The sequence below is a fragment of the Aurantiacibacter spongiae genome (assembly GCF_003815535.1).
GTDB lineage: Bacteria > Pseudomonadota > Alphaproteobacteria > Sphingomonadales > Sphingomonadaceae > Alteraurantiacibacter > Alteraurantiacibacter spongiae.
This window is the reverse complement of the sequence record NZ_RPFZ01000001.1, coordinates 275,847-298,786: the sequence shown is the minus strand read 5'-3', so window position 1 is coordinate 298,786 and position 22,940 is coordinate 275,847. Positions and strand designations below refer to the sequence as shown.

Here is a 22,940-nt window from a genome sequence, read left to right as displayed (position 1 = left end):
GCCGTCAAATGGCGTGGCGGGGGTATATCGTCGACAGTGGCGCGCGAACCAAAGGGGTATCGCGTGGGCCTTTTCTCCCTCATCGGCGGAATCATCAGCGGCAATAAGCAGGCCAAGGCCAGCAAGGAAGCCGCACGCCTTCAGTATGACGCGACGCAGCAAGGCATTCGTGAAAATGCCCGTCAATACGATCAGACCCGCGCGGACTATCAGCCCTTCCGCGATCTGGGCTACGATGCACTGGGCAATTTCGGGGATTTGCTGGGCCTGAACGGCGGCGATGCGCAATCCGCCGAGATCGCTGCGCTTCAGGCCAGCCCGCTTTACCAATCGCTGTTCAGCAACGGGCAGGACGCCATTCTCGCCAGCGCCAGCGCGACGGGCGGGCTACGCGGGGGCAATACGCAAGGCGCTCTCGCCGATTTCGGGCGCGATACGCTCAGCAGCGTCATTCAGAACCAGCTCGCCAATTATGGCGGGGCCATCGGCATCGGGTCGGGGGCAACGGACGCGGTTTCCAGCTTCGGTGCGCGCGCGGTGCAGGATCAGGCGGCCCTTCGCAATCAGGGCGCAGCGGCGAACGCGCAGTCGGCACTGGTGCGAGGTGGCATCGCCGGACAGAACTGGAGCAACATCGGCTCGTTCGCCGACAGCATCCCGCAGATGTTCGCTGGCGGCGGGTTCAACTGGGGCAAGCTGTTCTGATGCCCCTCTTGGACTATGCCGGAACGTTGCGGGCGGGGCAGAGCCTCGTTCCCGATTTCCGCCTGCAAGCCTTGCAGGACGAACAATTCGCCATGCAGCGCGAACAGATGGGGATGCAGCGCGAGCGCTTCGACATGGAGCGCCAGGCGATGGAACAGCAGGCCATAGCCCGGCAGCAGGCGCAGGAACGGCAGGCGGCATTCCAGCAGGGTTTGCAGCAGGCGATGGCTCGGGGTGGCACCAGCGACGCCGTGACCGACCTCATGCTGCAATTCCCGGACATCGCCAGCCAGTATTCGGACGCTTTCGATCGCCTCGAAGAATCGCAGAAGCAAGCCGAACTGACGGCGATGGGGTCGATCTATTCGCGGGTTACATCGGGCGATGTCGAAGGGGCTGCCAACCTGCTGGAACAGCGGGTGATGGCCGACCGGGAGGCCGGCACGCCCGACCCCCAGGACGAAGCGCTGCTGACGGCACTGCAGAGCGGCGACGAGCGCGAGGTTGCGATTGCGCGCACGATGATGGGCACCGCGCTGGCGGGTCTGGCCGGTGTCGACACCTTCCGGGCCGTTTACGGCGGCGACAGCGGGGAAGATCGAACCGCGTTCCAGAAAGACTACGACTTCATCGCGCGGCAATATGGTCAGCAGGCTGCCGATCAGTATGCGCAGGGCCGCTACGATCCGGTAGTGGTGGGACAACCCGGCGCGCCAATCTATCGACAGAGCCAAGTAACCGGCGGCGCACGACCGCCTGCCAGCCAGAGGGGAGGTGATCCTAGCGGTTCGCGGGCGGTGCCCGTGGACAACGGACAGACCGTAATCGAAAGCCTGTTCCCCGGTATCCGTGTCACGCAAAACCGCCGTGATCCGAACAGTGCGCTTGGGCGCGCCAATCCGGGCAGCTGGCATAATCGCAGCGGCGGGGCGGTGGACGTTGCCCCGGTGCCCGGCATGTCGTTCGATCAGTTCGTCAGCCAGATCGAGGCAGCGGGCTATCCCGTCATCGAAAGCCGTGACGAGGTGCGCAATCCGTCCCGCCACGCGACCGGGCCGCACTGGCACGTCGTGATCGGCCAGCAGGCAGCGCGCGTGACCTCACGCCAGCAGTATGACCGCCTGCCGAGCGGCACCCGCTACATCGCTCCGGACGGCTCGCAGCGGGTGAAGCCGTAATGCCGAACTTCTGGGAAAATGACCCCCTTGTGCAGGATGGTGGGCCGCAGCCTACATTCGTTGTGCCTGATCCCCAGCAGGCCGTCGACAACCGGCGCGCCGCCCGCGACGACGCCCGCGACGATGCAGCGCTCGAACTCCGCCGCCAAACCGCTGCGATACAAGCGGCTCAGGAGCAGCGGGCGCAGGATGAGTTCGACCGGAAGCAGCGTGAAGCTGCGGCTAAGGAGCAGGCACAAGCCGCCGGCATTCAGGACAGCTTGGCGCAAATGCGGGCGGTGGTGCAGGCTGCGCGGGAGGCGAAAGACCTTTCGCGAAACTGGTTTGCCACCGGGTTTGGGTCGGAAACTGCCGCTGGAATATCTGGAACGGCCGCAAGAGATATTCGAGCGCGTCTCGATACAATCGCGGCAAACAATGCGTTCAGCCAGCTTCAGGCCATGCGCGCGGCCAGCCCCACCGGCGGCGCTTTGGGCGCGGTATCGGAACGTGAGCTGCAACTGTTGCAGAGCACGATCTCGTCTCTCGATCCGACGCAGAGCGACAGCCAGTTTCGCGATAGCATGGACGCAATCATCGCCAACTATCAGCGCGTGATCGATCGTTTGGACCCCCAGCAAGGCGGCACTCGTCGTCCCGAAATGGTGGACGACGTTCCGCGCGGCACTCAGGTCGATATCGCTGCCAATCGCATCCTTGCCGATGGCGAGTTCGACCGCTCCGCCTACCTTCAGAACACCTACGGCATCACTCCGAACCAAGAGGCGACTCTCACCGCATTCTGGAATGCCAATCTGCGCAACCCTCGCCTGACACCGGAAGGGGTAAAGGCGTTCTACCGCGAACAGGGAATCGACCCGCCCGACGATGCGGCCATCGCCGCAACGATCGAGCAGGCCCAGCAGAGCGTCCCGTTCGGTGGCATCGACACCACTGACGCGGAAAGCGCGTGGCAGCAGCGTGTGGCGCAGGAAGCTGCTGCAATGGACGAAGTTGCGGGGCGGCTCGATAACGTCGACCTCGCCGGGCATGGCATTATGGCAGGCCTCGGCGACGAAGCGGCGGGGATCGGCACCGCGATTTCAGGGGCATTGCAGGGCGACTTCAATCTTGCCCAGAATTACCGACTCGGCAACGATGTCCAGGACTACCGCCTGGATGCAGCGCGCGAGCGTGGCGGCCCGCTTGGCACGGTAGCCGAACTTTTAGGCAATGCGGCCTCGCTCGGGTCGGGTGCGGTCGGCGCTGTCCCTGCGTCAGCGCGCGGCGCGGCCGTAGAAGGTGCGATCGCTGGCGCTATTCCGGGATATGGCTATGGCGAGGGCGCCGGCGGGAGCGTGTCGGGCGCGTTGCTGGGCGCAGGCGTAGGCGCAGGCCTTGGCGCTGGTCTTTATCGTTTGGGGGCGGGGGGTGGTTCCAAGCCTCCCACAGCCGGGCAGCGTGTAATACGGGCCGCTGACCAGCTTAACGACAATTACGGAACGAACATCAGTCCGATCGCCGCCGATGTGGCCGGCCCTACTGTTCGCCGGGCGACAGGGGTCACGGCGCAGCTGCCGCTCGGCGCATCGCCAATCATCAAGGCGAGCGAAAATCTCGCAACGGAAAGCCAAGCTGCGCGCGATTCAATTGCCCGCGCTGTCGGCACGCCGCAGGAAATCGAACTGGCGGGCCAGCAAGCCTTGCAAGGCGCGCAGAAGTGGATGGCGAGCAGCCGTGCACGGGTGGGGACGCTTTACAACCGTGCCCGCAACGCTGCCGAAGGCGTGCGCATTCCGCTGACCAACGCCCGCCGCGTGCTGGATGAGCATATCGCCGAACTCTCCGACACGCCCGGCGGTTCGAACGGCCTTGATGAACTCAAGGCACTCAGCGAGGAAATCGGGCAGGACTACACCGTCGAAGGCATCAAGCGGATGCGCACGCAGCTGCGCGACCGTTTCGCCAGCACGGGGCTTCGCGGGTCCGATATCGAGCGCCGCGCGCTTCAGGTCGTCGACGCAGCTGAAGAAGATATCGCGGAAGGGCTGACCGCCGCCGGAAGACCGGAAGCGGCGGAAGCCTACCGCCAGGCGGCGGCTGCCTACCGCGAGCGTGTGCAGATCATCGACAATACGATGGCCCCGATCATCGGGCGGCGTGGCGACGATCCGCGCTCGGGCGAGCAGATCATGCAGGCCATCGGTCGCATGACTCGCAGCGACAATGCCAAGCTAGCCAAGTTTCTCGACGCGCTGCCCGAAGAGGACGCCGGAACGGTGCGCGCGACGATCATCAGTCAGTTGGGTCGCGCGACGGACGGGGCGCAGAATGCGGCGGGCGATGCTTTCAGCCTGTCTCGCTTCCTGACCGAGTGGAACAGGATGACGCCGGGCGCAAAGCGGACATTGTTCGGCGGCGAGGAACGGGCGGCGCTCGACAATTTGGCGACCGTGGCGGAGGGCACCAAGGAAGCACAGCGCTTTGCCAATTTCTCGAATACCGGCTCGGTTCTGGGGCTGCTGACAACGGGCGGTGGCGTGACAGCCGACCTTGCCAGCGGCGGCGCTTTTGCAGGCGGGCAATATCTGACTGCGCGGCTGCTGGCGTCGCCGAAGTTTGCCCGGTGGCTGGCGCGTATGCCGAAAAACCCCGACGCCATCGAGCGCCACCTCGAAGGCCTTGGTCGGATCGCGGCGGCTGAAACGGCTATCGCAGGCGACGCATTGGGATTGCAGCAGGCTCTTGCCGCTCAGTTCGGTGGTCCGATGCGTCTCGCGGCAGAGGAACCTGCGGATTCCAGAACCACCACAGCGCCGGGGCAGCAATGACCCACCGCGCCTTCCATAACCACCTTCGCATCGCCGGAGCCTACCGATGACCACACAGATCGGCAACCCGTTCCCGATGTTCTACGACCTGCGCGGACGCCCGCTTGATCGCGGCAGCGTGTATATCGGCGCTGTCGGGCAGGATCCCGAAACCAGCCCGATCGACGTGTTCGCCGACGTAGGCCTGACGGACAAGATCGCACAGCCGATCCGCACGATCGGCGGACTGATGAGCCGCGACGGTAACGCGGTGTTCGCGTTCATCGCCGATCAGCAGTATTCCATTCGGGTAAAGGATGCTGATGGCGCGACGGTATTCTATGCCGCCTCGGCCAATATCGGTGCGGCCAACTTCCAGCCCGCGAGCGACGACCTCGACGCGATTGCCGCTCTTACCACCACGACATTCGGGCGGCAGCTGCTCACGCAGGCATCGGCTACCGCCTTGCGCGCCTACGCCAACATTCCGGATGCCCTCCCCCTGACCGGCGGGACCGTGACCGGCTCGATCAAGCGGTCGACCGGCGGGGGGTATGCCTATGCGGCGAACCCGGCAATCCACGAGGTCCGATTCTATTTCACGGAAGCCGGCGCGGACGATCCCCGCACGCAGGTTGGCGATGTCTGGTTCGAGGAACAGGCACCGTGATCCATGCGCAGACTCCAGACGGCAAAAAGAACTTCCTGCTGCGCGGCGCGAACACGCCTCGCGGCGACGTGACCATTGCCAAGGTATCGGTCCTGACGCCGCAAGGCGACAAGGTGGTGTGGGACATCACGGGTTCGGGCGGCTCGAGCGGACTGACCGGCTCGGCTGCACCTGGCTCTGTTTCGGGGGCGGGAGCGTCGTCTCAAGCTATCGAGATAACCACCAACGAAACCGCAGTTTCGGTCGCCGGGGCGGCGGGAAGTGTTTCGTATTCGTGGGCCAAGACGGCGGGCGCTGATACCTGGTCGATCCATGCCCCCCTGTCCAACCGGACCCGGTTTTCCTCGCTCGGCCTGAACACCGGGGAGTCCCGCACGGCCACGTTCACCTGCACCATTCGCGACGCATCCGGCCGCACGGCAACGGTCGATGTGACCGCGTTCGTTATCAACTACGGAGACCCGCGTGGCGACATCATCACTCCTTGACGGCAACGTAACCGATGCTGTTGGTCGCGCGGTTCCCGGCGCGCTGATCTACGTCTATGATGCTGACGGCGATCTGGCCGATCTGGCCGATGCACAAGGTGCCGAGATCGCCAACCCGGTAACGGCTGGCGAGGACGGTTACTGGCAGGCCTTTGTCGAGTTTCGCGGGCTTTACACGCTGCGCTATTTCTGGGGCGGACGCGAGCGGCTCGTCGAAGCCAACCGCATTGCCGGCGCGGCGTTCGTGAGCGGTGATTTCGACTCTGCCGCTGCGCTCGGGGCGCGTGACGAAGCTGTGGCAGCACGCGACGCGGTTCTCCCTGCCGCCGCCACCGCCACCACCGCCGCTACCACCGCCACGACCGCGCGAGACGCCGTGCTGGCCGCGCTCGCGGTTGACGGCAATTATTACACCGACACCACGATTGCCGCTGCCATCGCCACGGCGGAAGGCGCGCTTGCCGACGGGGACGAGTTCGTCGCGACCGGCGAGGACGTGGATTACGTCGGCCTCTACCAGATCGCCAGCGGTGCGGCGGTCGAGATCACGCGGATCGCGAAACCCAGCCAGATTGACGATGTGGTGAGCCTGATCGGCGCCCCCCTCACCGACACGCAGCTTGCGAAATACGTGCCCTCCCGCTTCGTGCAGCGCGGCGCGCAGGTCGCCACGCCCAACACTATCAACGTCAACCCCGATGGCAGCTTCCTGCATACCGGCCCCGGCAACACCAACGTCATCCTGACGACGCCGTTCACCCCGGCAGCGCTTGCCGAACTGGCGGCAGGGCGCGACATCAGGTTCCTCGTGAAGCTGGAAAGCGGCTCGTTCAGCACCGTGCCGCAGACCGACCAGGCCTTCGCATCGGTCGGCGTGCTGACCAACGGCTATTACGAGATCACGCTCGATGCCGCGACATGGGCGGGCGAAACGAGCGCGCGCATTCGCTGGACCGCCTCGGAAAACTCGGTCGTCACCGGCCCGATCCTGCTGTTCGAGGGGCAGGCCGTCATTGATGCGGACAGCATCATCATGCGCGCGATGCAGCGCGAATGGGCGCGCGAGGTCGCGGAACTGACCGGCAATCACAGCTGGGGCTTCTACAAGGCCAGCATCGAGGACTTGTCCGGGTCCGCCGACCTGATCGGCCAGAGCGGGTTTTCCGATCACTACCGCAAGCTGACCGCCGCCGGATATGCGCGGGTGCGCGCGACCTCGCCGTGCCGGGGGATCATTGCGGATGGCTCCTACGTGACGGCGGTGTGGCGGCTGTCGAGCGCGATCAACGACGTGAAGAAGGCGGAACTGTCGTTTTCCTCCAACTTCTCGGCGTCGGGCAAGGCGGCGGACTACGTATCCAGCAAGGCGCGCATGGGCGACCTGTTCGTGCAACAGGACAAGGTGCGCCTGACCGACAGCCTCGGGGACGGTCGCCCGGTCGCCATGACGTTCGAGGTGGACAACCGCGCGGAAGCCTCCATCGGCACCGCCGAGCTGGGCGAAGTCACCGCCGAATTGCTGGGCGTGTTCGTGACCGACGAGCCGGTTCCGCTGCACCGGTTCTCGGGGATCGAGGCGCTTCTCGACGCCTGCGAGGCCAAGCTGACCCGCGAGGCGGTATGCGACACGACGCTGGCGACCGATGTGAGCCAGGGGCAATTCGCCTCGCCGCTCGCCGCCATCCGGCGCGGTTACGGCACCGTGACACTGACGGGCGGGCAGGAGTTCAACGATCCGGGCGGCGCGGCGCTGCTCTATCCCGTCCATGTTCGCAGCCGGGGGCGCGATCTGCCGATCTGGGGCGGATGGGAGGAACTGGCCCCCGCCGACTTCACGGACAACGGCAACGGGACGTTTTCCTATGTGACGGACCACGCCTATCAGCTGAACGTCGCGGGCCTGATCGTGGTGGAGCGCAAGCTGGCGGGCGCGTTCGACTTCTACTGGCCGGCGGCGTCGGCGGCGGCGGTCGCGGGCGCGTCCGGGTTCGCATATTTCTACGACACCGCGAGCAAGACGATCACGCTCAACAACATGGATGCGGGCGCGGTCTACCGGATCAACGCGAGCAATCAGTCCAGCTTCATCGCGGCGGCGTCGAAGCGTCGCGCGACGCTCGAACGCGTCGATATTCGCTACGGCCACAATGTCATCTTCCACTATCGCGGCGGTGTCCTTGCCACGCGCGGCATTCGCGTCGGGCGCGGCACCTACAACGCGATGCAGAGCGAACAGGGCGCGCGCTGGATCGACGAATGGGAGGACGGGTCCATTGCCGAATACGTCCATAACGACGGATGGGGGCTGGACAGCTTCACCGACGATCCGGTGATCTGGAACGGCGTGTCGCCCGGTGCGCGGCATACCGGCGGGGACGGGTTCGCTCCGCACGGCACCTACTGCATGGTCAATTTCAGCGGCGCGCCGTGGGCCGATGACGTGGGCAAGATGGGCTTCGTGAGCATCTGCCCCGGCGACTACCGGCTTGGCGACTTCCGCTGCGGCGCGAACGGCACCCGCACGAACGGGAGCGGGGCGATCGTGCTGCTGGCGGAACCCTCGACCATCACGGCGGGGCGCGTCGAGGGCGACGAGTTCGAGTTCGACGCTGGCGTGACCGGCTACATCGCCGAGCTGGTGCACCTGCCCAAGGTGGGGACCGGCTCGGGCGGCAACACCATTACCAATACAGGCGGCGTCGTCATTCGCCAGCAGACGGAGATCGCCTGATGCCCGGCCTCTCCCTCTCCCTCACGCTGGGCAACCCGCTGCTGTTCCCGCCTTCGGTGCCGACATCGGCGCCTACCCTTGAGGCGGACCTCGTCGCGGCCTTCAGCGGACGCGGCAATTGCGACCTTTACGACTTCACGCAGGCGACGACCTATTACCGCGCCGTGGGCCTGGCGCGGAACCGCTCGCTCTCGCAGACGACAGCCTCGCTGAAACCGGACATCGATCCCGCGCTAGGTGCTATCATGGACGGCACAGCACAAATGGGCGCACCGTTCGCGACGGGAACCTACACCGTGGTGCTGGCGATGCGGAAAGACCCGGCGGACGGCGGGAACTCGCATATCGTGAAGAACGCGGTGGTCTATGCCGATGGCGACGGTGCCGGCACGGCCGGAACGGTGACGGTCGACGACGCGGCGGTGACCACCCGCAACGACCTGCACGATGCGCTTGACGATGGAGCCGAGCACATCGTCTCCATAACCGGACTGCCGCAAAGCAACTCGGTCGACCTTGGCCGATCGACGTCAGGCATGATCGGCTCGATCCGCCGCGCTGTCATCATGCTCGAAAGCGAGCCCGCCGATCTCGCAGGGGCGCGGTCGAAGGCGAAGGCGTGGCTTGGACAGGGAGTATCGTGATGCCCTCACAAGGAGACGCGGCACAAATCCGCGCAATCGCAGAACAGGTGGCCGAGGGTGCGGCGGAAGTCGCGATCTCCCGGTTCGTGTCGCAACACCCGGAACTAAGGCAAAACAGCGTGGTCGCAGAAATACCCGCGCCGCTCAAATGGGCGGCGATCATTACGAGTGCCGTCATCACGATGGCCGCGTCTGGCGGCGTGGTCTGGCTGGTTTCCTCCGTTTCCGAAATGAGCGTCACGCTGGCCCGCATGGACGAGCGGATGGGCGGCTACATCGCCTCGCAGGAGGACCGCATGAGCGAGCTGGAACGGCGCACGGCGGCGCTTGAAAGCTATCACAGGGCGGGCGGGCGATGAACCGCAAACCCATATTCGACGCCGTTGACGATCTCGTTCCCGGGATCTGGAACCGCCCCGGCACCATCGAGAAGATGGATGCCGCCATCGACGCGGCGGAAGGCATCATCGTCGTTCGCGCGCCCAAGCCGAAAGGCCGGCAGATCAACGCGGCGGGCGAGCGGCTTATCAAGTCGTTCGAGGGGCTGGAACTGGCGGCTTATCCCGACCCGGCGACGGGCGGCGAGCCGTGGACCATCGGCTACGGCCACACCGGACCCGAAGTGCATCCCGGCATGGTCATCGACCAGGAACAGGCCGATGCGTTCTTTGACGCCGACACTGACCGGTTCGAAGCGGCGGTGGACCGGCTGACCAACGGCAAGGCGACCGACAACCAGTTCGCCGCGATGGTATCGCTGGCCTACAACGTAGGCGAGGCCAACTTCTCGAAGTCCACGCTGCTCAAGCGCCACAATGCGGGTCTGTTCGGAGCCGCTGCCGATCAGTTCAAGCGCTGGAACCGGGCGAACGGCATGGTCATGCGCGGCCTGACCCGGCGACGCGAGGCGGAAGCGGCGTTGTATCGGAGAGGTTCCCGTGAGTAGCTCGTTTGACGCGCGGATTGACAGTTCCGCACTTCGATCGGCGACAAGGGCGTTCGTGGACGCATTTCTCGATGAAGTGCTGGACGATCTGCGTCTTGCTGCCCGAGGCTGTGGCTATGCCCTAGCCGTTCACGGTTCGCGTGCACGCGATATTGATATGATCGCCATCCCCTGGACCGAACAAGCAGAGGACGCAAAACTGCTCGTCCAGCGCCTTTGTGGCGTTTTAGCGGGTCATCTGGGGCGCGCGCTGCCAGAAGCGGAAGCCGAATGGGCTGAAAAACCTCATGGCCGCAGAGCTGTCACGATCATAATGGCTGGCGCAATGTCTCCTGAGATCGATCTGAGCATCATGCCGAAAATGGAGAAGCATAATGCTTGAAGCCCTGCGCGATTTCATCCGGCCTATCGCGGTGGCGGCTCTTATCGCCATGCTGCTCATCGGCGCGGCCGTGGCGGGCGCGCTCGAAGCGCTTTTCCCCGGTAGCGGCATCGCCTTCACCAACGGCGTTGCGGGATGGTTCCGCGCCATTCCGGGCGACTTCTACAACCTCGCCCTCGCCGCGCTGCTGGGATACGCCGGTGCCCGCACGGTCGAGAAGGCCGTCGCGACCCATGCCACCGCGAAATACGATCAGCCCACGCGCAGCAACGTGGACGATCCGGACGCGCCCCGCACCATGCCGCACCCCACCTACGGAAAGGACCGACGATGACCGAACCGATGAAGCGGCGCGACGTGCTGAAGCCACACTACCGCTTTCGCAGCGCCATCACCGGTCAATATGTCTCGCGGCTCTACGCGCTGCTGCACAAGGATACGACGGTGCGGGAGCGGGTGCGATGACGATCCCGATGGAAATCTGGAAGTTCCTCGGCGTTCGCGGAACGATAGCCGCGGCGCTCGCCCTGGCGCTCGGCATCGCGCTCTGGCGCGCCGATGCGATCAGCGAACAGCGCGACCGGGCGGTGGAGCAACGGGCACTCGCCGAGGCCGGCCATGCCGTCACGCGCGCCTCGCTGGACAGGCTGGAAGGCGAACTCGCGGCGTTCGTCCAGGAGGGGAAGCTGACCCGCGCCGAGGCGGTGACGGCCATGATCGAGGCGCAGGACGCGGGCGAGGACATGCGCCGGGCCGCGGCGCAGCAACGACGCACGGACTGGCGAGGGCAGGAGGGGTTGTGATGCGAACATTTCATCGGGTTTTGATCGTCGGTGCGCTGGTCGCGCTTTCAGCCTGCCGGCACGATCAGCCCGCCGTCGAGGTGCGCAGCGTCGAGGTTCCGGTCGCGGTGCCCTGCCTGCCCGCCGATCGGATCCCGGACGAACCGCCGCTCGTCGCGCCGCACCTTACCGGTGACCCGGCACACGACATCGCCATCATCGCCCCGTCCGCGCTGCTGCTGCGCGATTGGGGCCGGCAGATGCACGCCGCGCTCGTGGCGTGTGCGGACTAATCCCCTTCCGGCCGGTAACCCGTTCATAACGTGATGAAGCAATATGCTTGCGCGCCCAAGAGAAACGCGGCAATTCCGCCGCCTCAACTTTGGACAGGGGGTTCAATGCATATCACGTATCGAGTCGCGGCGCTGGCCGTGGCGGCTTTCGGCATGTCCGGCTGTGCGACGGTCATCAACGGCACCAGTCAGCCGGTCGAGTTTCAGTCCGATCCCGATGGTGCGGTGATCGAGCTGGTCAACGGGATGACCTGCCAGACGCCGTGCCAGTACAGCCTGAAGCGCGGCAACGACAACCGCGTCACCTACTCGCTCGAAGGATACGAGCCGGTCACGGTCTACATTCAGAGCCGCACCGGCGGCGGTGTCGTCGGCAACGTCCTGGCCGGCGGAATTATCGGCGGCGTGGTGGACGCCTCGAACGGTGCATCCAACCACCTCTACCCCGATCCGGTCTATGTCCGCATGGTGCCGGTCGGATCGAGCCAACCGGCGCTGCTCCTCAAGAAGGACGGGGAGGTCATCTCGACCGTCGACGAGTACAATGCCGGCGTGATGGACGACGTCGTCGAAGGCCTGCAGGAGCAGGGCGTACTGGCGGCAGGCGCGAACGTCACCAATTGAACGGACAGCGCGGCGGGATCGGTATTCCGCCGCGCAATACCCGCCGCGCGGTGGCGTGTGCGGACCCTACGCCAGCGCCAGCCCGATAACCGCGGCGAACACGCCGAAGGAGAGAATGGCCCAGCCTGCGTTCTTCACCCGTCCAGCTCGCTATCCTTGACCATGCACCCTTCGCCCATCTTGCTTTCGAGATCGGCCTTCACGGCGAGGTAGTGCTTGCGATCGGCGTCGTAATCGACCTGGCGGCGCGTGCCCTCGATCTCCTCGCCGCTCTCGTCCGCGATGTAAATGTAGGGCATCAGTCTCGCTCCAACCCATGCAGCGCGGGCAACACCTCGTCCTCGATCAGCTTGCGGGCATCGAGGAAAGCGATGAACGCATCGCCGCGCACGAGGAAAAAGTCGCCTTGCCGCCCGGCCTCGGGGAACAGCTTGAACCTGTCGAACTGTCGCTGCAATCGGTCGTGAAGATCGGAGGCCATGCCCTCGCGATATCAGGGGCGGAACGATTCGGGAACGCCAATCGGCTGAAGAAGGTGGCGCAGTCGCCGTCAGAAAGGATGAGTCGGAATGAGCAAGGACAAGAAAGAAACCGCGCCAACTACGCGCGAGGAGACATTACAGCGCGCCCGCCGGCAGGACCTGTCAGCAGCTGACCGCGAGGAACAGGCCCGGCTGTTCAAGGCCAAGGCGACGGAGCGCGCGCAGCGGATCGCCGACAACCTGAACCGGCACACCGCCACGAAGCACTAGCGCACAGCTTCGGGGTGTGTCCCCTTAGCATACGTAAATTGACAGGCTCGTTCGTTCGCTTCAGATATTGTTCGTGGGGCTCAATGGCTTAGCGTCTGAGGTCGTCTCGCTCTTTCGTCGCGGCATTACTCGCGCGAGCGAGATGGCAGTGGTGGGATGGATACTGGAGCAGCTGGGCCTGCTCTCCGGATTTTCCGCCGCACTGGCCGAAGGGAACCATGCCTTTGGTGCTGGTTTGATCGCGATGGTCGCGAGTGTGCTCTTTGATCTCTGGCAGCTTGCGACCCGTCCCGATCTGACCATCAAATCTTGCGATGATCCTCAAGAGAGACTACCTTTGGAATGAGCCGATGACCGTCTTGATCGCCTTGATAGCCGGATATGTGGGCTTGCTAGTGATGCTGGCCGTTATGGCAAAGCCTCATCGCCAGCGTATTGCCCGCTTGGCGAATGAGCTTGTCGCTGATTATCCACAGAATGAGAAAATGGGCTTCCTGTGCCAGCATTACACGGCCACGGCGTATGCGTGGCGAGCGGCTCCAATTATGTTCGTCAGCTATGTTGCGGCTCTCTTGATTCCTGGCGACACGCTCGATGAGATGTGCGAGCGCGAAGATCGCGAACATCCACATCTACTGGGCGACCCTCGCTTGCGCGAACTGATGCACAGTTACGATGCGTCCATAGCAGCCGTGAATCCGATTTTCGGCGCACTGATGTATGCCGCCCTTTGGGCCTTTGGCCTGAAGGCTCGCATCCATTATCGCGGGAAGTATTCCCCGAAACTCGTGGACTATGTCGGGGTTAGGGCGGTGTCGGCGTGAAGATCGAACTCGGCAACGTAGCGGCCAAGACAGGATTCATGACGTCTGCGCCCTAAGAACGGGCTACCTCACCCCCGGACAATCGCGCGCCACCATGCCGCCGTTGTCCCAGCGCTCGACATATTCCGCCTGTCCCGCCTCGATCTGCGCGCACGACAGGTTCACGCCATCGGCATAGACCACGGCCAGCGTGCGTCCGTAGCGGTCAGTCCCGGCGCGGGCGATGGTGAGCCTACCCTGCATGGCCCGGCGCAGCGTCTCGGTGGAAGCGTAGGGATCGCCCTCAACGCAATCACGCCCCTGCCGGCAATGTCCCGGCAATTCGGGCGCGTCGATGCCCAGCAGCCGGATACGTTCGTCGCCACAGCGAATGGTGTCGCCGTCGGTAATCCGGCAGTCCGCCAGCGGTTCGGCTTGCGCCATCGCGGGCGGGGCCGGGGTGCAGGCGGCGAGGGCGAGGAAGGGGAGGTGGCGGGTCATGGGGCGGGTTCCTCTGCTAGGGCGCGGAGCCGGTACTTCATGCCGGTATAGGGCGAGGGGCTGTATTGAACTGCGGAAAGGTGGCTCTCGACCTTTGCCAGCACAATGGCGATAACGGCGTCTGCTTCGTCAGCAAACGTCTGCCACGGCTTTATCTCTGCATGAATGCCTTTTGCGCGCAGTCCACCAGCATCAACCTCAGCAATTGCCCGCGCCACTTCCTCTCGCAACGTCATGACTGGCGCTCCTGTAGGGCTTGGCGGGCGATGCGACGAAAAGATACCGCAGCGCAATGCCAGTGTTCGGTGGTCATTCCTGGCGACCAGCCTTTATCGCCACGATCTGGCGCGTTACCCATCGGGGCCGTGATCTTCTCCAACGCCTCTCGATACCGTTGCAGGGTGTCAGCGGCTTCATTTCGCAGCCCGCTCGCATTCTCGCCACGACGCGGCTCGTTGCGCCGCAACCGCGCTTCCAGTTCATTGCTCATGGCGTGTGTCCTCTCCCTTCATGTGATCGCCGCGCTCGATGGCGGCCAGAATCAGCACGACATGTCGGCGGTATTCGGTGCCCGGATAGGTTTCCGCCTGCCGCCGCAGCCACGCTACCACCTTCGCACGTTCGTCGGTCATGCCGGCTCCTGTCGTCGATTTCGGTTTTCCACTTTGTCACCCTTTCATCCGTATATGGCGCGTCGGTTTTCCTTACATGTCACGGAGAAACGGCGCTTTTCTGCGCTGTCAGATTTACCGACACTTCACCATTCTTCGCTAGGCCAGTTTGATCCGGACATTCTTCCGGGTCAGGCTGGCCCAGGCGATGATACGCATCTTCAAGCACTACATACCGCATGCGGTCCTGTTGCTCGGGCTTCTCGATCTTGCCCTGCTGCTGCTGGCAGCCGATCTCGCATGGGTATTGCGCGCGGATCAGATCGGGATGGACTCCGGCCATTTGTCCGCCCGCGCGGGACCGCTTTCGGGATTTGCCGCGGTCACGCTGACCGCGATGATCTCGGTCGGGGTCTATGGCCCGGACGCGCTTCGCTCGATGCGCTTCGCGGGCGCGCGGTTGCTGGTAGCCGTAAGCCTCGCGATCCTGGCGCTAGCGCTGCTCGATTTCCTGCTGCCCGGCCAGACCTACTGGCGCTCGACCCTGCTTTACGCGATGGGACTGGCGATTGCGCTGCTGGTCCTGAACCGTCTCGTAACCGGCGGCCTGCTCGGGACGGCGGCATTCCGTCGGCGGGTCATCGTACTGGGCGCCGGCGTGCGCGCGCAACGACTGAAGTCGCTGGCGGCGCGGGAGGAAAGCGGTTTCGCCCTCGTCGGCTTCATCAACATGTCCGATGCCGAGCCACAGGTGCCCGAAGCGATCCAGCGCGCGGCTATTCCCGACCTTTCCCGCTACGTCGCCGATCTGGGGGCGAGCGAGGTGGTGCTGGCGCTGGAGGAACGGCGCAACGCCCTGCCGCTGAAGGACCTCGTCCGGGTCAAGACGGCGGGTGTGCACGTGAACGAGTTTTCCAGTTTCATGGAGCGCGAGACGGGCCGCGTCGATCTCGACACGCTCAATCCGAGCTGGCTGATCTTCTCGGACGGCTTTTCAAGCGGACGCGCCATATCGAGCGCGGCCAAGCGGCTGTTCGATATCCTCGCCAGCAGCGTGCTGCTGCTCGCCACCTTTCCACTCATCGCCATGTTCGCCGCGCTGGTGAAGCTCGACAGCGACGGACCGGCTTTCTTCCGGCAGCAGCGCGTGGGACTCTACGGCCAGCCGTTCGAGCTGGTGAAGCTGCGCTCGATGCGCATCGATGCCGAGAAGGACGGTGCCAAATGGGCGCAGGCGGGCGATCCGCGCATCACCCGCATCGGAGCCTTCATCCGCAAGGTCCGCATCGACGAGCTGCCGCAGGTCTGGACAGTGCTTCGCGGCCATATGAGCTTCGTCGGCCCGCGCCCCGAAGTGCCGCAGTTCGTCGCCGATCTCGATCGTCAGCTACCCTATTACGCCGAACGGCACATGGTGAAGCCGGGTATCACCGGCTGGGCCCAGATCAATTACCCCTATGGCGCTTCCACTGAAGATTCGCGTCACAAGCTGGAATACGATCTGTATTACGCGAAGAACTACACGCCCTTCCTCGATCTCCTCATCATGTTGCAGACCCTGCGCGTGATCCTCTGGCCGGAGGGCGCGCGGTGATCGGGCCGGTTTGGAACCTTCTGGTGTACTGCGCCTATCTTCTCGCCGCCGGTGCGGCGATTGCGCTGGCGCTGTGGCTGGCGACCGGCCGGCAGGCGAAAGGCATAGCGGGCAGGGCGACCGCGGCTGCCCTGCTGGTCAACGCCGCATGGGCGGTAGCGGTAGCGACCGCAGGCGAGGCGAGCTTGGCGGCCCGGACGATCCTCGCTTGCACGAACCTTGCCTGGATCTGGATGCTCTATCGCCTGTTCGGCCACGACGAGCGGGACAAGCATCTCGGGCCGATCCGGCCTGTCGTGTTCGCGCTGGCCTTCGTCGAACTGCTGCAATTCGCCATGATCGCCGCCAGCGTTCGATATCAGGCGCTGGCCGGCGCGGATGTACTCATCGCCCGCTTTGCGCTGACCCTGCGCCTGCTGTTCTGCGTCGGCGGGCTGGTGCTGGTGCACAACCTTTACGCCGGGGCCAGCCAGCAGGCGCGAGAAGCGTTGCGGTGGCCAGCCGCGGCGCTGGGCGGGGTGTGGCTGTACGATCTCAATGTCTACACCATCGCCTATCTCGGTGCCGGCACGCCCGCCCTGCTATGGCAGTTGCGCGCCGGCATCCTTCTGCTGGCGGTCGCGCTGCTTGCCGTCGGAACGCTCCGCAGCAAGAGCGACCTGCGCTTCCGCCCTTCCCGCAGCTTTGCCTTCCAGTCCTTTTCCCTGCTGCTGATCGGTGCCTACCTGGTGGTAATGGTCGTCGTCGCCCAGGGATTGAGCTATCTCGGCACGGGCTACGCGAACGTGCTGCAGACCGGCTTCGTTCTTCTTGCCAGTGCGCTGGCGCTTACGGTTCTGCCCTCGAAGCGATTGCGCGGCTGGCTGCGCGTCACCGTGGCCAAGAACCTGTTCCAGCATCGCTACGATTACCGGGCGGAGTGGCTTCGTTTTACCGATACCATCGGTCGCGCAGGTCCGGAGGCGCCGCCGCTGCCCGAGCGCGCGGTTCAGGCGGTTGCGGATATCACCGACAGTCCGGCGGGCCTGTTGCTGACTCCGCGCGAAGAAGGCGGGTTGGCGCTGGCCGCGCGCTGGCAATGGACTGGCATCGACGTTCCCGCACGCGCGCTCGATATGTCCGGCGCGCGCTATTTCGAGCAGAGCCAGTTCATCCTCGATCTGGACGACACGCGAAAGGGGCGCACGCAGACGGTCCCGGCAAGCGCGACTCCGGCCTGGCTGACCGAGGACGCGCGCGCGTGGGCGATGATCCCGCTGCTCCATTACGAAAGGCTGGTCGGTCTGGTGGTGCTGGCGCGTCCGCTCGCCGCCCGGCGGCTCGACTGGGAAGATTTCGATCTTCTTCGCGTGGTCGGGCGCCAACTCGCCAGCTACCTCGCCGAAGCTTCATCCCAGGACGCGCTCGGGGAAGCGCAGCGTTTCGATGAATTCAATCGGCGCATGGCCTTCGTCATGCACGACATCAAGAACCTGGCAAGCCAGCTCTCGCTTCTGGCGAAGAATGCGGAAAAGCATGCGGAAAAGCCGGAATTTCGTGCTGACATGATCCTCACTTTGCGTAATTCGACCGACAAGCTGACCGGCTTGCTCGCCCGGCTGAACCGGTACGGCGCGCATTCCGGGCGCGCGAAAGGGCTCGTGGACCTGTCGAAGGTAATGCGCCGGGTCGCGCGGCAATTCCGGACGAACGCCTCGGTTTCGCTGGTCGAACAGGAGCACATCTGCGCCACCGGGGATGCCGAGGCACTCGAACAGGCTCTGGTTCATCTGGTGCAGAACGGCATCGAGGCAGGTGGCGCGACGGGTCAGGTCGTCCTGACCACCTCCATCGACGGGGGCCACGCGCTGATCGAGATCGCCGATACCGGGGCCGGGATGTCGCCCGAATTCATCCGGACCCGGCTGTTCAAGCCATTCCATTCCTCCAAGCCCGGCGGTTTCGGGATCGGAGCGTTCGAAGCACGCGAACTGGTGCGCGGGATGGGCGGTACGATCGACGTCGAATCGCGCGAGGCTCTCGGCACCCGCTTCCTGATCCGCCTGCCATTGGCCGAAATGGCCGCTATCCGAACCAGAAACCCCGAAAAGACAAGCGAGATCGCCTGATGGCCGACACCCGACCCAAACTGCTGATTGTCGAGGACGACGAGGGATTGCAGGCGCAGCTCAAATGGGCCTACGAAGATTTCGAGGTGCTGGTTGCAGGAGACCGGGCGAGCGCCATTGCCGCTCTCAGGGCCGAAGAACCCTCGGTCGTCACGCTCGACCTCGGCCTGCCGCCCGATCCCGACGGAACCAGTGAAGGCTTCGCCGTGCTGGACGAGATCATGGCGCTCAAACCAGACACAAAGGTTGTTGTCGCATCCGGCCACGGTGCGCGGGAAAGCGCGCTAACCGCCATCGAACGCGGCGCCTACGACTTCTACCAGAAGCCGGTCGACATCGAACAGCTGGGTCTGATCGTGCGCCGCGCCCTGAACCTTCATGCCATCGAACGCGAAAACCGGGTCCTGTGGGAAAGGGCGGGGGAAGGGAACACCGTGCTGGGGGGGCTCGTTACCTCTGCCCCAGAGATGGTCAAGGTCGCGCGCACGATCGAGCGGGTGGCCAACACCAGCGTATCGGTCATGCTGCTGGGCGCAAGCGGGACGGGCAAGGAATTGCTCGCGCAGGGGTTGCACGATGCGAGCGGGCGAGCGGAAGGCAACTTCGTCGCCATCAACTGCGCCGCGATCCCGGAGAACCTGCTGGAAAGCGAACTGTTCGGACACGAGAAAGGCGCGTTCACAGGCGCGGTCAAGACGACCGAGGGCAAGATCGAGATGGCCGACGGCGGCACGCTGTTCCTGGACGAGGTCGGCGACATCCCGCTCCCGCTTCAGGTCAAGCTGCTGCGCTTTCTCCAGGAGCGCACCATCGAGCGGATCGGGGGGCGCAAATCGATCCCCGTCGATACGCGGATCGTCTGCGCCACCCATCAGGATCTTGAAGCGATGATCGCCGACGGGCGTTTCCGGGAAGACCTGTTCTATCGCCTCGCGGAAATCGTGGTGAAGATACCCTCACTGGCGGAACGGCCCGGCGATGCGGTCCTGCTGGCCAAGGTATTTCTGAAACGGTTCGCCCGCGAAATGAACCCTCAGGTAACGGGGTTTGCGCCCGACGCGCTGACGGCGATCGATGGGTGGGGCTGGCCGGGCAACGTTCGCGAACTGGAAAACCGGGTGAAGCGAGCGGCGATCATGGCGGAAGGCAAACTGGTCAAGGCCGAAGACCTCGATCTCGACGACGAGGCCGACGACGGCCCGGAGGTGCTGAACCTCAAGAGTGCGCGCGAAAGGGCCGATCGCAGGGTCATTCGCCACGCGCTGGCGCGCAACGAAGGCAACATATCGAGCACGGCACGTACGCTCGGGATCAGCCGCCCCACGCTCTACGACCTCCTCAAGCAATACGACTTGCAGAGCTGAAGGCGCGGCGGCAGGGCGCCTCGGCATGCTTTCCCGTCTTTCCGCAATCATCGACCCGCTGGTTCGCCTGCTGCTGGCGGCGATCGTGCTCGCGAGCCTTGCCCCGGTTTCGGGACAAGGCAGGGTGGTGGCGCAGATCGTTTCGGACGCGGCAATTTTTCTGCTGTTCCTGCTCAACGGTCTGCGCCTGCCGCGGGCGGACGTGCGCCGGGGCATCGGCAACTGGCGTTTTCTCCTGCCGCTGATCGCCTGGGTGTTCGGCGCGATGGGTCTTGCCGGATGGGGACTGTCCGCAACTGGCGAGGCAGCCCTTCCTCCGACGGTGGCTCTTGGCCTGTTGTTCCTCGGTTTCCTGCCTTCCACGGTGCAATCGGCGACAGCCTATTCTTCCCTCGCGGGGGGGAACGTGGCCGCGTCCGTCGTCGCCGCGGCGGTGGTGAACGTGCTGGGCGTTTTCGTTACCGCGCCACTTCTGTCGCTGTTCGCTGGCGCAGACGGACTGGCAATCGACCTGGCGGGCCTCGAACGGATCGCCACGATCCTGTTGCTGCCCTTCGCCCTCGGCCAGCTGCTGCAGACGAAGTTCGGCGGCTGGGTCGCGGAACACCGGTCGCTGACGGCCTGGGCTGACCGGATTGCCATTGCGATCGCGGTCTATGTCGCCTTCTCCGCCGCCGTCGTGCAGGGTTTGTGGACCCGCGTGGATCCCGGGGCGTGGGTCTGGCTTGCAATCCTCGTGGGTGGGTTTCTCGTGTTCGGTTTCGCCGGGGCGTGGGCGACGGGCGGTTTGCTGCGTCTGACGCGCGCAGACCGTATCGCCTTCCTGTTCGCCGGTGCGCAGAAGAGCATTGCGCTGGGCGCGCCGCTCGCCGCCGTGCTGTTCCCGCCCGCTGTTGCCGGGCTGGTACTGCTGCCGGTGCTCCTCTACCATCTCACGCAGCTGATCGTTTCGGCGCCGCTTGCAAACCGGCTCAGGCAGGCGGCGGGGCCGGCTTAGGCTCTTCTGCCGCCTCGCGCCGGTTCTGGCGGATCGACCACCACAGCGATATGCCGATAAGGGTTGCGCCGATCAGGCCGGTTACGGTTTCGGGAATGTGGAAGCGCGCCGACAGCAGCATGATCGCGCCCAGCGCGATGATCGCCCAGAACGCGCCGTGCTCCAGAAACCGATACTGCGCAAGCGTGCCCTTCTCGACGAGGTGGATGGTCATGGAACGCACGAACATCGCCCCAATGGACAGGCCGAGCGCGATCACGATCATGTTGTTCGAAAGGGCGAACGCGCCGATCACTCCGTCGAAGCTGAAGCTGGCATCGAGCACGTTCAGATAGAGGAACCCCCCCAGGCCGCTGCGTACCGCCGCACCGACCAGTTGCTGTTTCTCCTCGTGCCGTTCGAGGACGGCGTTGATGCCCTCCACCGCGATGAAGGTGACGAGGCCGAGGATACCGGCGACGAGGAAGGTCAGCGCCTCCTCGTCGCGCAACAGGCCGGAGACGCCCCACAGGGCGAGCAGCAGCAGCGCGATCTCCGCCGCGGGCAGCGCCGCGAAACGGGTGAGCTGGCGTTCGATGGCGGCAATCCAGTGAATGTCCTTGTCCTGATCGAAGAAGAACTTGAGGCCCACCATCGCGAGGAACGCCCCGCCGAACCCGGCGATGCCGACATGCGCGCTCGATACGATGCGCTCGTACTCGGCGGGGTTGTTGAGGGAGAGGTTGATCGTCTCCACCGGACCGAGCCCCGCCGCGATGGCGACGATGGCAAGCGGGAAGACGACGCGCATTCCGAACACGGCGAAGGCGATGCCCCAGGTCAGGAACCGGCGTTGCCAGATCTTGTCCATGTCCTTCAGCACGCTCGCATTGACGACCGCGTTGTCGAAGCTGAGCGAAATCTCCAGCACCGAAAGCACGGCGATGATCCACAGCATCGCCAGAGTGCCCGACATGCTTCCCCCGGTGCTCGACCAGCCGTACCACGCGCCCAGGGCGAGGCAGATCAGCGTGAAGACGAAGGAAAAGCCGTAGAAGCGCTTGAGCGTGGCCATGAACTACCCTGTTGTCGGTCGATCGAATTTCCGGGCGGAGAACCGCTATTTTGGCCGGTACAGCTGATCCGGGCCGGGAAAGCTGCGCTCCCGCACTTCGCTCGCATATGTCTTGACGGCCGCGGTGATCGTATCGGCCAGCCCCTCGTACTTCTTCACGAAGCGCGGCACGCGCTCGAACATTCCGAGCATGTCGTCAACCACCAGCACCTGTCCGTCGCATTTCGCAGACGCGCCGATGCCAATGACCGGGCAGCCAAGCTTCCCGGTCATCTCCACCGCGATCGGTTCGACCACGCCCTCGACCACGATGGCGAAGGCACCGGCCTGTTCGAGCGCCAGCGCATCACCGACGATCTTCTCGGCCTCGGCGTCGCTGCGTCCGCGTGCGCCGTAACCGCCCAGCACGTTGACCGCTTGCGGGGTCAGGCCGACATGACCCATCACCGGAATGCCGCGCTGCACCAGGAAGGCGACGGTTTGCGCCATCGCTTCTCCGCCCTCCAGCTTGACGGCCGCTGCGCCGCTTTCCTTCAGCAAGCGCGCTGCCGCCTCGAAAGCGGCCCGGGGGCTTGCCTCGTAGGCACCGAAGGGCATGTCCACCACCACCACGGAATGGTAGCTCCCGCGCACCACGGCGGCGGCGTGGTTGGCCATCATGTCGAGCGTGACGGGAATGGTCGAAGGCAGGCCATAGATCACCTGCGCCAGCGAGTCTCCCACCAGGAGGATGTCGCAATGCGGATCGAGCAGCTGCGCCTGCCGCGCGGTGTATGCGGTAAGCATGACGATCGGATCGTGCGTCACGCCATCGACCTTGCGCGCCCCGATCTTGGGCACGGTCAGGCGCCGCATCGGCTGCGGGGTGGGGTTGGCGCGGCTGGTCGCGGTGTCGAGCTGGAAGGTCGTGGACATGGCCAGAAC

The 22,940-nt window shown here is 64.8% G+C and carries 30 protein-coding genes; 22 read left to right on the top strand and 8 right to left on the bottom strand.

Features of this window, described 5'->3' with window-relative positions; genetic code table 11:
• Positions 1–63 precede the first annotated feature (63 nt).
• The 15 genes from EG799_RS01480 to EG799_RS01410 all read left to right on the top strand — a co-directional run bounded on the left by EG799_RS01480 (position 64) and on the right by EG799_RS01410 (position 12,232).
• Complete coding sequence (locus tag EG799_RS01480) at positions 64–705, top strand: hypothetical protein (RefSeq protein WP_123877918.1); 642 nt, start codon at positions 64–66, stop codon at positions 703–705.
• Complete coding sequence (locus EG799_RS01475) at positions 705–1,883, top strand: hypothetical protein (RefSeq protein ID WP_123877916.1); 1,179 nt, start codon at positions 705–707, stop codon at positions 1,881–1,883. Before EG799_RS01480 ends, EG799_RS01475 begins: the two co-directional genes overlap by 1 nt.
• On the top strand, positions 1,883–4,693 hold the full coding sequence (locus EG799_RS01465) for a hypothetical protein (RefSeq protein ID WP_158610975.1): 2,811 nt from the start codon (positions 1,883–1,885) through the stop codon (positions 4,691–4,693). Before EG799_RS01475 ends, EG799_RS01465 begins: the two co-directional genes overlap by 1 nt.
• A 46-nt stretch (positions 4,694–4,739) precedes the next feature.
• On the top strand, positions 4,740–5,342 hold the full coding sequence (locus tag EG799_RS01460) for a hypothetical protein (RefSeq protein WP_123877910.1): 603 nt from the start codon (positions 4,740–4,742) through the stop codon (positions 5,340–5,342).
• Positions 5,339–5,830, top strand: a complete 492-nt coding sequence (locus tag EG799_RS01455) for a hypothetical protein (protein WP_123877908.1) — start codon at positions 5,339–5,341, stop codon at positions 5,828–5,830. Before EG799_RS01460 ends, EG799_RS01455 begins: the two co-directional genes overlap by 4 nt.
• The gene (locus EG799_RS01450) at positions 5,808–8,561 is read left to right on the top strand and encodes a hypothetical protein (protein WP_123877906.1); all 2,754 of its coding nucleotides are present in this window, start codon (positions 5,808–5,810) and stop codon (positions 8,559–8,561) included. The genes EG799_RS01455 and EG799_RS01450 overlap by 23 nt, the downstream gene beginning before the upstream one ends.
• On the top strand, positions 8,561–9,205 hold the full coding sequence (locus tag EG799_RS01445; RefSeq protein WP_123877904.1) for a hypothetical protein: 645 nt from the start codon (positions 8,561–8,563) through the stop codon (positions 9,203–9,205). The genes EG799_RS01450 and EG799_RS01445 overlap by 1 nt, the downstream gene beginning before the upstream one ends.
• Complete coding sequence (locus tag EG799_RS01440) at positions 9,205–9,564, top strand: hypothetical protein (protein ID WP_123877902.1); 360 nt, start codon at positions 9,205–9,207, stop codon at positions 9,562–9,564. The genes EG799_RS01445 and EG799_RS01440 overlap by 1 nt, the downstream gene beginning before the upstream one ends.
• Positions 9,561–10,151, top strand: a complete 591-nt coding sequence (locus EG799_RS01435; RefSeq protein WP_234028961.1) for a lysozyme — start codon at positions 9,561–9,563, stop codon at positions 10,149–10,151. The genes EG799_RS01440 and EG799_RS01435 overlap by 4 nt, the downstream gene beginning before the upstream one ends.
• A gap of 55 nt (positions 10,152–10,206) precedes the next feature.
• Positions 10,207–10,533, top strand: coding sequence for a hypothetical protein (locus EG799_RS01430; RefSeq protein WP_123877900.1), 327 nt, complete (start codon positions 10,207–10,209; stop codon positions 10,531–10,533).
• A complete protein-coding gene (locus EG799_RS01425; protein WP_123877898.1) occupies positions 10,526–10,867 on the top strand; it encodes a hypothetical protein in 342 nt (113 codons plus the stop codon). The genes EG799_RS01430 and EG799_RS01425 overlap by 8 nt, the downstream gene beginning before the upstream one ends.
• Positions 10,864–10,998 (top strand): hypothetical protein, encoded by a 135-nt coding sequence (locus EG799_RS14240; protein WP_267900619.1) that lies wholly within the window; start codon positions 10,864–10,866, stop codon positions 10,996–10,998. The genes EG799_RS01425 and EG799_RS14240 overlap by 4 nt, the downstream gene beginning before the upstream one ends.
• A complete protein-coding gene (locus EG799_RS01420) occupies positions 10,995–11,336 on the top strand; it encodes a hypothetical protein (protein ID WP_123877896.1) in 342 nt (113 codons plus the stop codon). The genes EG799_RS14240 and EG799_RS01420 overlap by 4 nt, the downstream gene beginning before the upstream one ends.
• Positions 11,336–11,608, top strand: a complete 273-nt coding sequence (locus tag EG799_RS01415; RefSeq protein ID WP_123877894.1) for a hypothetical protein — start codon at positions 11,336–11,338, stop codon at positions 11,606–11,608. The genes EG799_RS01420 and EG799_RS01415 overlap by 1 nt, the downstream gene beginning before the upstream one ends.
• A gap of 105 nt (positions 11,609–11,713) precedes the next feature.
• Positions 11,714–12,232, top strand: a complete 519-nt coding sequence (locus tag EG799_RS01410; protein WP_158610974.1) for a PEGA domain-containing protein — start codon at positions 11,714–11,716, stop codon at positions 12,230–12,232.
• Positions 12,233–12,366: 134 nt separating this feature from the next.
• On the opposite strand, the gene EG799_RS13910 is transcribed toward EG799_RS01410, so the two are convergent.
• Both EG799_RS13910 and EG799_RS01405 read right to left on the bottom strand, forming a co-directional pair.
• Entirely contained in the window at positions 12,367–12,531 is a 165-nt protein-coding gene (locus EG799_RS13910) for a hypothetical protein (protein ID WP_158610973.1), read from the bottom strand.
• Positions 12,531–12,713 carry a hypothetical protein gene (locus EG799_RS01405; protein WP_123877890.1) on the bottom strand — a complete coding sequence of 61 codons (183 nt, stop codon included), beginning with the start codon at positions 12,711–12,713 and terminating at the stop codon, positions 12,531–12,533. Before EG799_RS01405 ends, EG799_RS13910 begins: the two co-directional genes overlap by 1 nt.
• An 88-nt stretch (positions 12,714–12,801) precedes the next feature.
• Between EG799_RS01405 and EG799_RS01400 the strand changes: the two genes are divergently transcribed.
• The 3 genes from EG799_RS01400 to EG799_RS01390 all read left to right on the top strand — a co-directional run bounded on the left by EG799_RS01400 (position 12,802) and on the right by EG799_RS01390 (position 13,808).
• Positions 12,802–12,984, top strand: coding sequence for a hypothetical protein (locus tag EG799_RS01400; protein WP_123877888.1), 183 nt, complete (start codon positions 12,802–12,804; stop codon positions 12,982–12,984).
• A 73-nt stretch (positions 12,985–13,057) separates the two neighbouring features.
• Complete coding sequence (locus tag EG799_RS01395; RefSeq protein WP_123877886.1) at positions 13,058–13,330, top strand: hypothetical protein; 273 nt, start codon at positions 13,058–13,060, stop codon at positions 13,328–13,330.
• Positions 13,299–13,808 (top strand): hypothetical protein, encoded by a 510-nt coding sequence (locus EG799_RS01390; RefSeq protein ID WP_123877884.1) that lies wholly within the window; start codon positions 13,299–13,301, stop codon positions 13,806–13,808. The genes EG799_RS01395 and EG799_RS01390 overlap by 32 nt, the downstream gene beginning before the upstream one ends.
• Positions 13,809–13,871: 63 nt before the next feature.
• On the opposite strand, the gene EG799_RS01385 is transcribed toward EG799_RS01390, so the two are convergent.
• The 4 genes from EG799_RS01385 to EG799_RS13905 are packed head-to-tail and all read right to left on the bottom strand — an operon-like array spanning position 13,872 to position 14,920.
• A complete protein-coding gene (locus tag EG799_RS01385; RefSeq protein WP_123877882.1) occupies positions 13,872–14,288 on the bottom strand; it encodes a thermonuclease family protein in 417 nt (138 codons plus the stop codon).
• Entirely contained in the window at positions 14,285–14,524 is a 240-nt protein-coding gene (locus EG799_RS01380) for a hypothetical protein (RefSeq protein WP_123877880.1), read from the bottom strand. The genes EG799_RS01385 and EG799_RS01380 overlap by 4 nt, the downstream gene beginning before the upstream one ends.
• Entirely contained in the window at positions 14,521–14,778 is a 258-nt protein-coding gene (locus tag EG799_RS01375) for a hypothetical protein (RefSeq protein ID WP_123877878.1), read from the bottom strand. The genes EG799_RS01380 and EG799_RS01375 overlap by 4 nt, the downstream gene beginning before the upstream one ends.
• Positions 14,768–14,920, bottom strand: coding sequence for a hypothetical protein (locus tag EG799_RS13905; RefSeq protein ID WP_158610972.1), 153 nt, complete (start codon positions 14,918–14,920; stop codon positions 14,768–14,770). Before EG799_RS13905 ends, EG799_RS01375 begins: the two co-directional genes overlap by 11 nt.
• Before the next feature lie 187 nt (positions 14,921–15,107).
• Here EG799_RS13905 and EG799_RS01370 point away from each other — a divergent pair, with 187 nt between their 5' ends.
• Genes EG799_RS01370 through EG799_RS01355 form a run of 4 tightly spaced genes read left to right on the top strand, consistent with a single transcriptional unit; the run spans position 15,108 to position 20,962 of the window.
• Entirely contained in the window at positions 15,108–16,493 is a 1,386-nt protein-coding gene (locus EG799_RS01370; RefSeq protein WP_123882571.1) for a TIGR03013 family XrtA/PEP-CTERM system glycosyltransferase, read from the top strand.
• Positions 16,490–18,601, top strand: coding sequence for an XrtA/PEP-CTERM system histidine kinase PrsK (prsK, locus tag EG799_RS01365; RefSeq protein WP_158610971.1), 2,112 nt, complete (start codon positions 16,490–16,492; stop codon positions 18,599–18,601). Before EG799_RS01370 ends, prsK begins: the two co-directional genes overlap by 4 nt.
• On the top strand, positions 18,601–19,965 hold the full coding sequence (gene prsR / locus EG799_RS01360) for a PEP-CTERM-box response regulator transcription factor (protein WP_123877874.1): 1,365 nt from the start codon (positions 18,601–18,603) through the stop codon (positions 19,963–19,965). Before prsK ends, prsR begins: the two co-directional genes overlap by 1 nt.
• Before the next feature lie 25 nt (positions 19,966–19,990).
• Positions 19,991–20,962, top strand: coding sequence for a bile acid:sodium symporter (locus EG799_RS01355; protein ID WP_123877872.1), 972 nt, complete (start codon positions 19,991–19,993; stop codon positions 20,960–20,962).
• On the opposite strand, the gene EG799_RS01350 is transcribed toward EG799_RS01355, so the two are convergent.
• On the bottom strand, positions 20,937–22,016 hold the full coding sequence (locus tag EG799_RS01350; protein ID WP_123877870.1) for a DUF475 domain-containing protein: 1,080 nt from the start codon (positions 22,014–22,016) through the stop codon (positions 20,937–20,939). The genes EG799_RS01355 and EG799_RS01350 overlap by 26 nt on opposite strands.
• Before the next feature lie 45 nt (positions 22,017–22,061).
• Positions 22,062–22,931, bottom strand: coding sequence for a 3-methyl-2-oxobutanoate hydroxymethyltransferase (panB, locus tag EG799_RS01345; protein WP_123877868.1), 870 nt, complete (start codon positions 22,929–22,931; stop codon positions 22,062–22,064).
• Between the last annotated feature and the right edge of the window lie 9 nt (positions 22,932–22,940).

Excerpts from the sequence above, each read along its gene's own strand:
- EG799_RS01475 (WP_123877916.1), top strand. The coding sequence starts at position 705 with ATGCCCCTCTTGGACTATGCCGGAACGTTGCGGGCGGGGCAGAGCCTC.
- EG799_RS01465 (WP_158610975.1), top strand. The coding sequence starts at position 1,883 with ATGCCGAACTTCTGGGAAAATGACCCCCTTGTGCAGGATGGTGGGCCG.
- EG799_RS01460 (WP_123877910.1), top strand. The coding sequence starts at position 4,740 with ATGACCACACAGATCGGCAACCCGTTCCCGATGTTCTACGACCTGCGC.
- EG799_RS01445 (WP_123877904.1), top strand. The coding sequence starts at position 8,561 with ATGCCCGGCCTCTCCCTCTCCCTCACGCTGGGCAACCCGCTGCTGTTC.
- EG799_RS01440 (WP_123877902.1), top strand. The coding sequence starts at position 9,205 with ATGCCCTCACAAGGAGACGCGGCACAAATCCGCGCAATCGCAGAACAG.
- EG799_RS01435 (WP_234028961.1), top strand. The coding sequence starts at position 9,561 with ATGAACCGCAAACCCATATTCGACGCCGTTGACGATCTCGTTCCCGGG.
- EG799_RS01425 (WP_123877898.1), top strand. The coding sequence starts at position 10,526 with ATGCTTGAAGCCCTGCGCGATTTCATCCGGCCTATCGCGGTGGCGGCT.
- EG799_RS14240 (WP_267900619.1), top strand. The coding sequence starts at position 10,864 with ATGACCGAACCGATGAAGCGGCGCGACGTGCTGAAGCCACACTACCGC.
- EG799_RS01420 (WP_123877896.1), top strand. The coding sequence starts at position 10,995 with ATGACGATCCCGATGGAAATCTGGAAGTTCCTCGGCGTTCGCGGAACG.
- EG799_RS01415 (WP_123877894.1), top strand. The coding sequence starts at position 11,336 with ATGCGAACATTTCATCGGGTTTTGATCGTCGGTGCGCTGGTCGCGCTT.
- EG799_RS01410 (WP_158610974.1), top strand. The coding sequence starts at position 11,714 with ATGCATATCACGTATCGAGTCGCGGCGCTGGCCGTGGCGGCTTTCGGC.
- EG799_RS13910 (WP_158610973.1), bottom strand. The coding sequence starts at position 12,531 with ATGCCCTACATTTACATCGCGGACGAGAGCGGCGAGGAGATCGAGGGC.
- EG799_RS01405 (WP_123877890.1), bottom strand. The coding sequence starts at position 12,713 with ATGGCCTCCGATCTTCACGACCGATTGCAGCGACAGTTCGACAGGTTC.
- EG799_RS01400 (WP_123877888.1), top strand. The coding sequence starts at position 12,802 with ATGAGCAAGGACAAGAAAGAAACCGCGCCAACTACGCGCGAGGAGACA.
- EG799_RS01390 (WP_123877884.1), top strand. The coding sequence starts at position 13,299 with ATGATCCTCAAGAGAGACTACCTTTGGAATGAGCCGATGACCGTCTTG.
- EG799_RS01385 (WP_123877882.1), bottom strand. The coding sequence starts at position 14,288 with ATGACCCGCCACCTCCCCTTCCTCGCCCTCGCCGCCTGCACCCCGGCC.
- EG799_RS01380 (WP_123877880.1), bottom strand. The coding sequence starts at position 14,524 with ATGACGTTGCGAGAGGAAGTGGCGCGGGCAATTGCTGAGGTTGATGCT.
- EG799_RS01375 (WP_123877878.1), bottom strand. The coding sequence starts at position 14,778 with ATGAGCAATGAACTGGAAGCGCGGTTGCGGCGCAACGAGCCGCGTCGT.
- EG799_RS13905 (WP_158610972.1), bottom strand. The coding sequence starts at position 14,920 with ATGACCGACGAACGTGCGAAGGTGGTAGCGTGGCTGCGGCGGCAGGCG.
- EG799_RS01370 (WP_123882571.1), top strand. The coding sequence starts at position 15,108 with ATGATACGCATCTTCAAGCACTACATACCGCATGCGGTCCTGTTGCTC.
- prsR (WP_123877874.1), top strand. The coding sequence starts at position 18,601 with ATGGCCGACACCCGACCCAAACTGCTGATTGTCGAGGACGACGAGGGA.
- EG799_RS01355 (WP_123877872.1), top strand. The coding sequence starts at position 19,991 with ATGCTTTCCCGTCTTTCCGCAATCATCGACCCGCTGGTTCGCCTGCTG.
- EG799_RS01350 (WP_123877870.1), bottom strand. The coding sequence starts at position 22,016 with ATGGCCACGCTCAAGCGCTTCTACGGCTTTTCCTTCGTCTTCACGCTG.
- panB (WP_123877868.1), bottom strand. The coding sequence starts at position 22,931 with ATGTCCACGACCTTCCAGCTCGACACCGCGACCAGCCGCGCCAACCCC.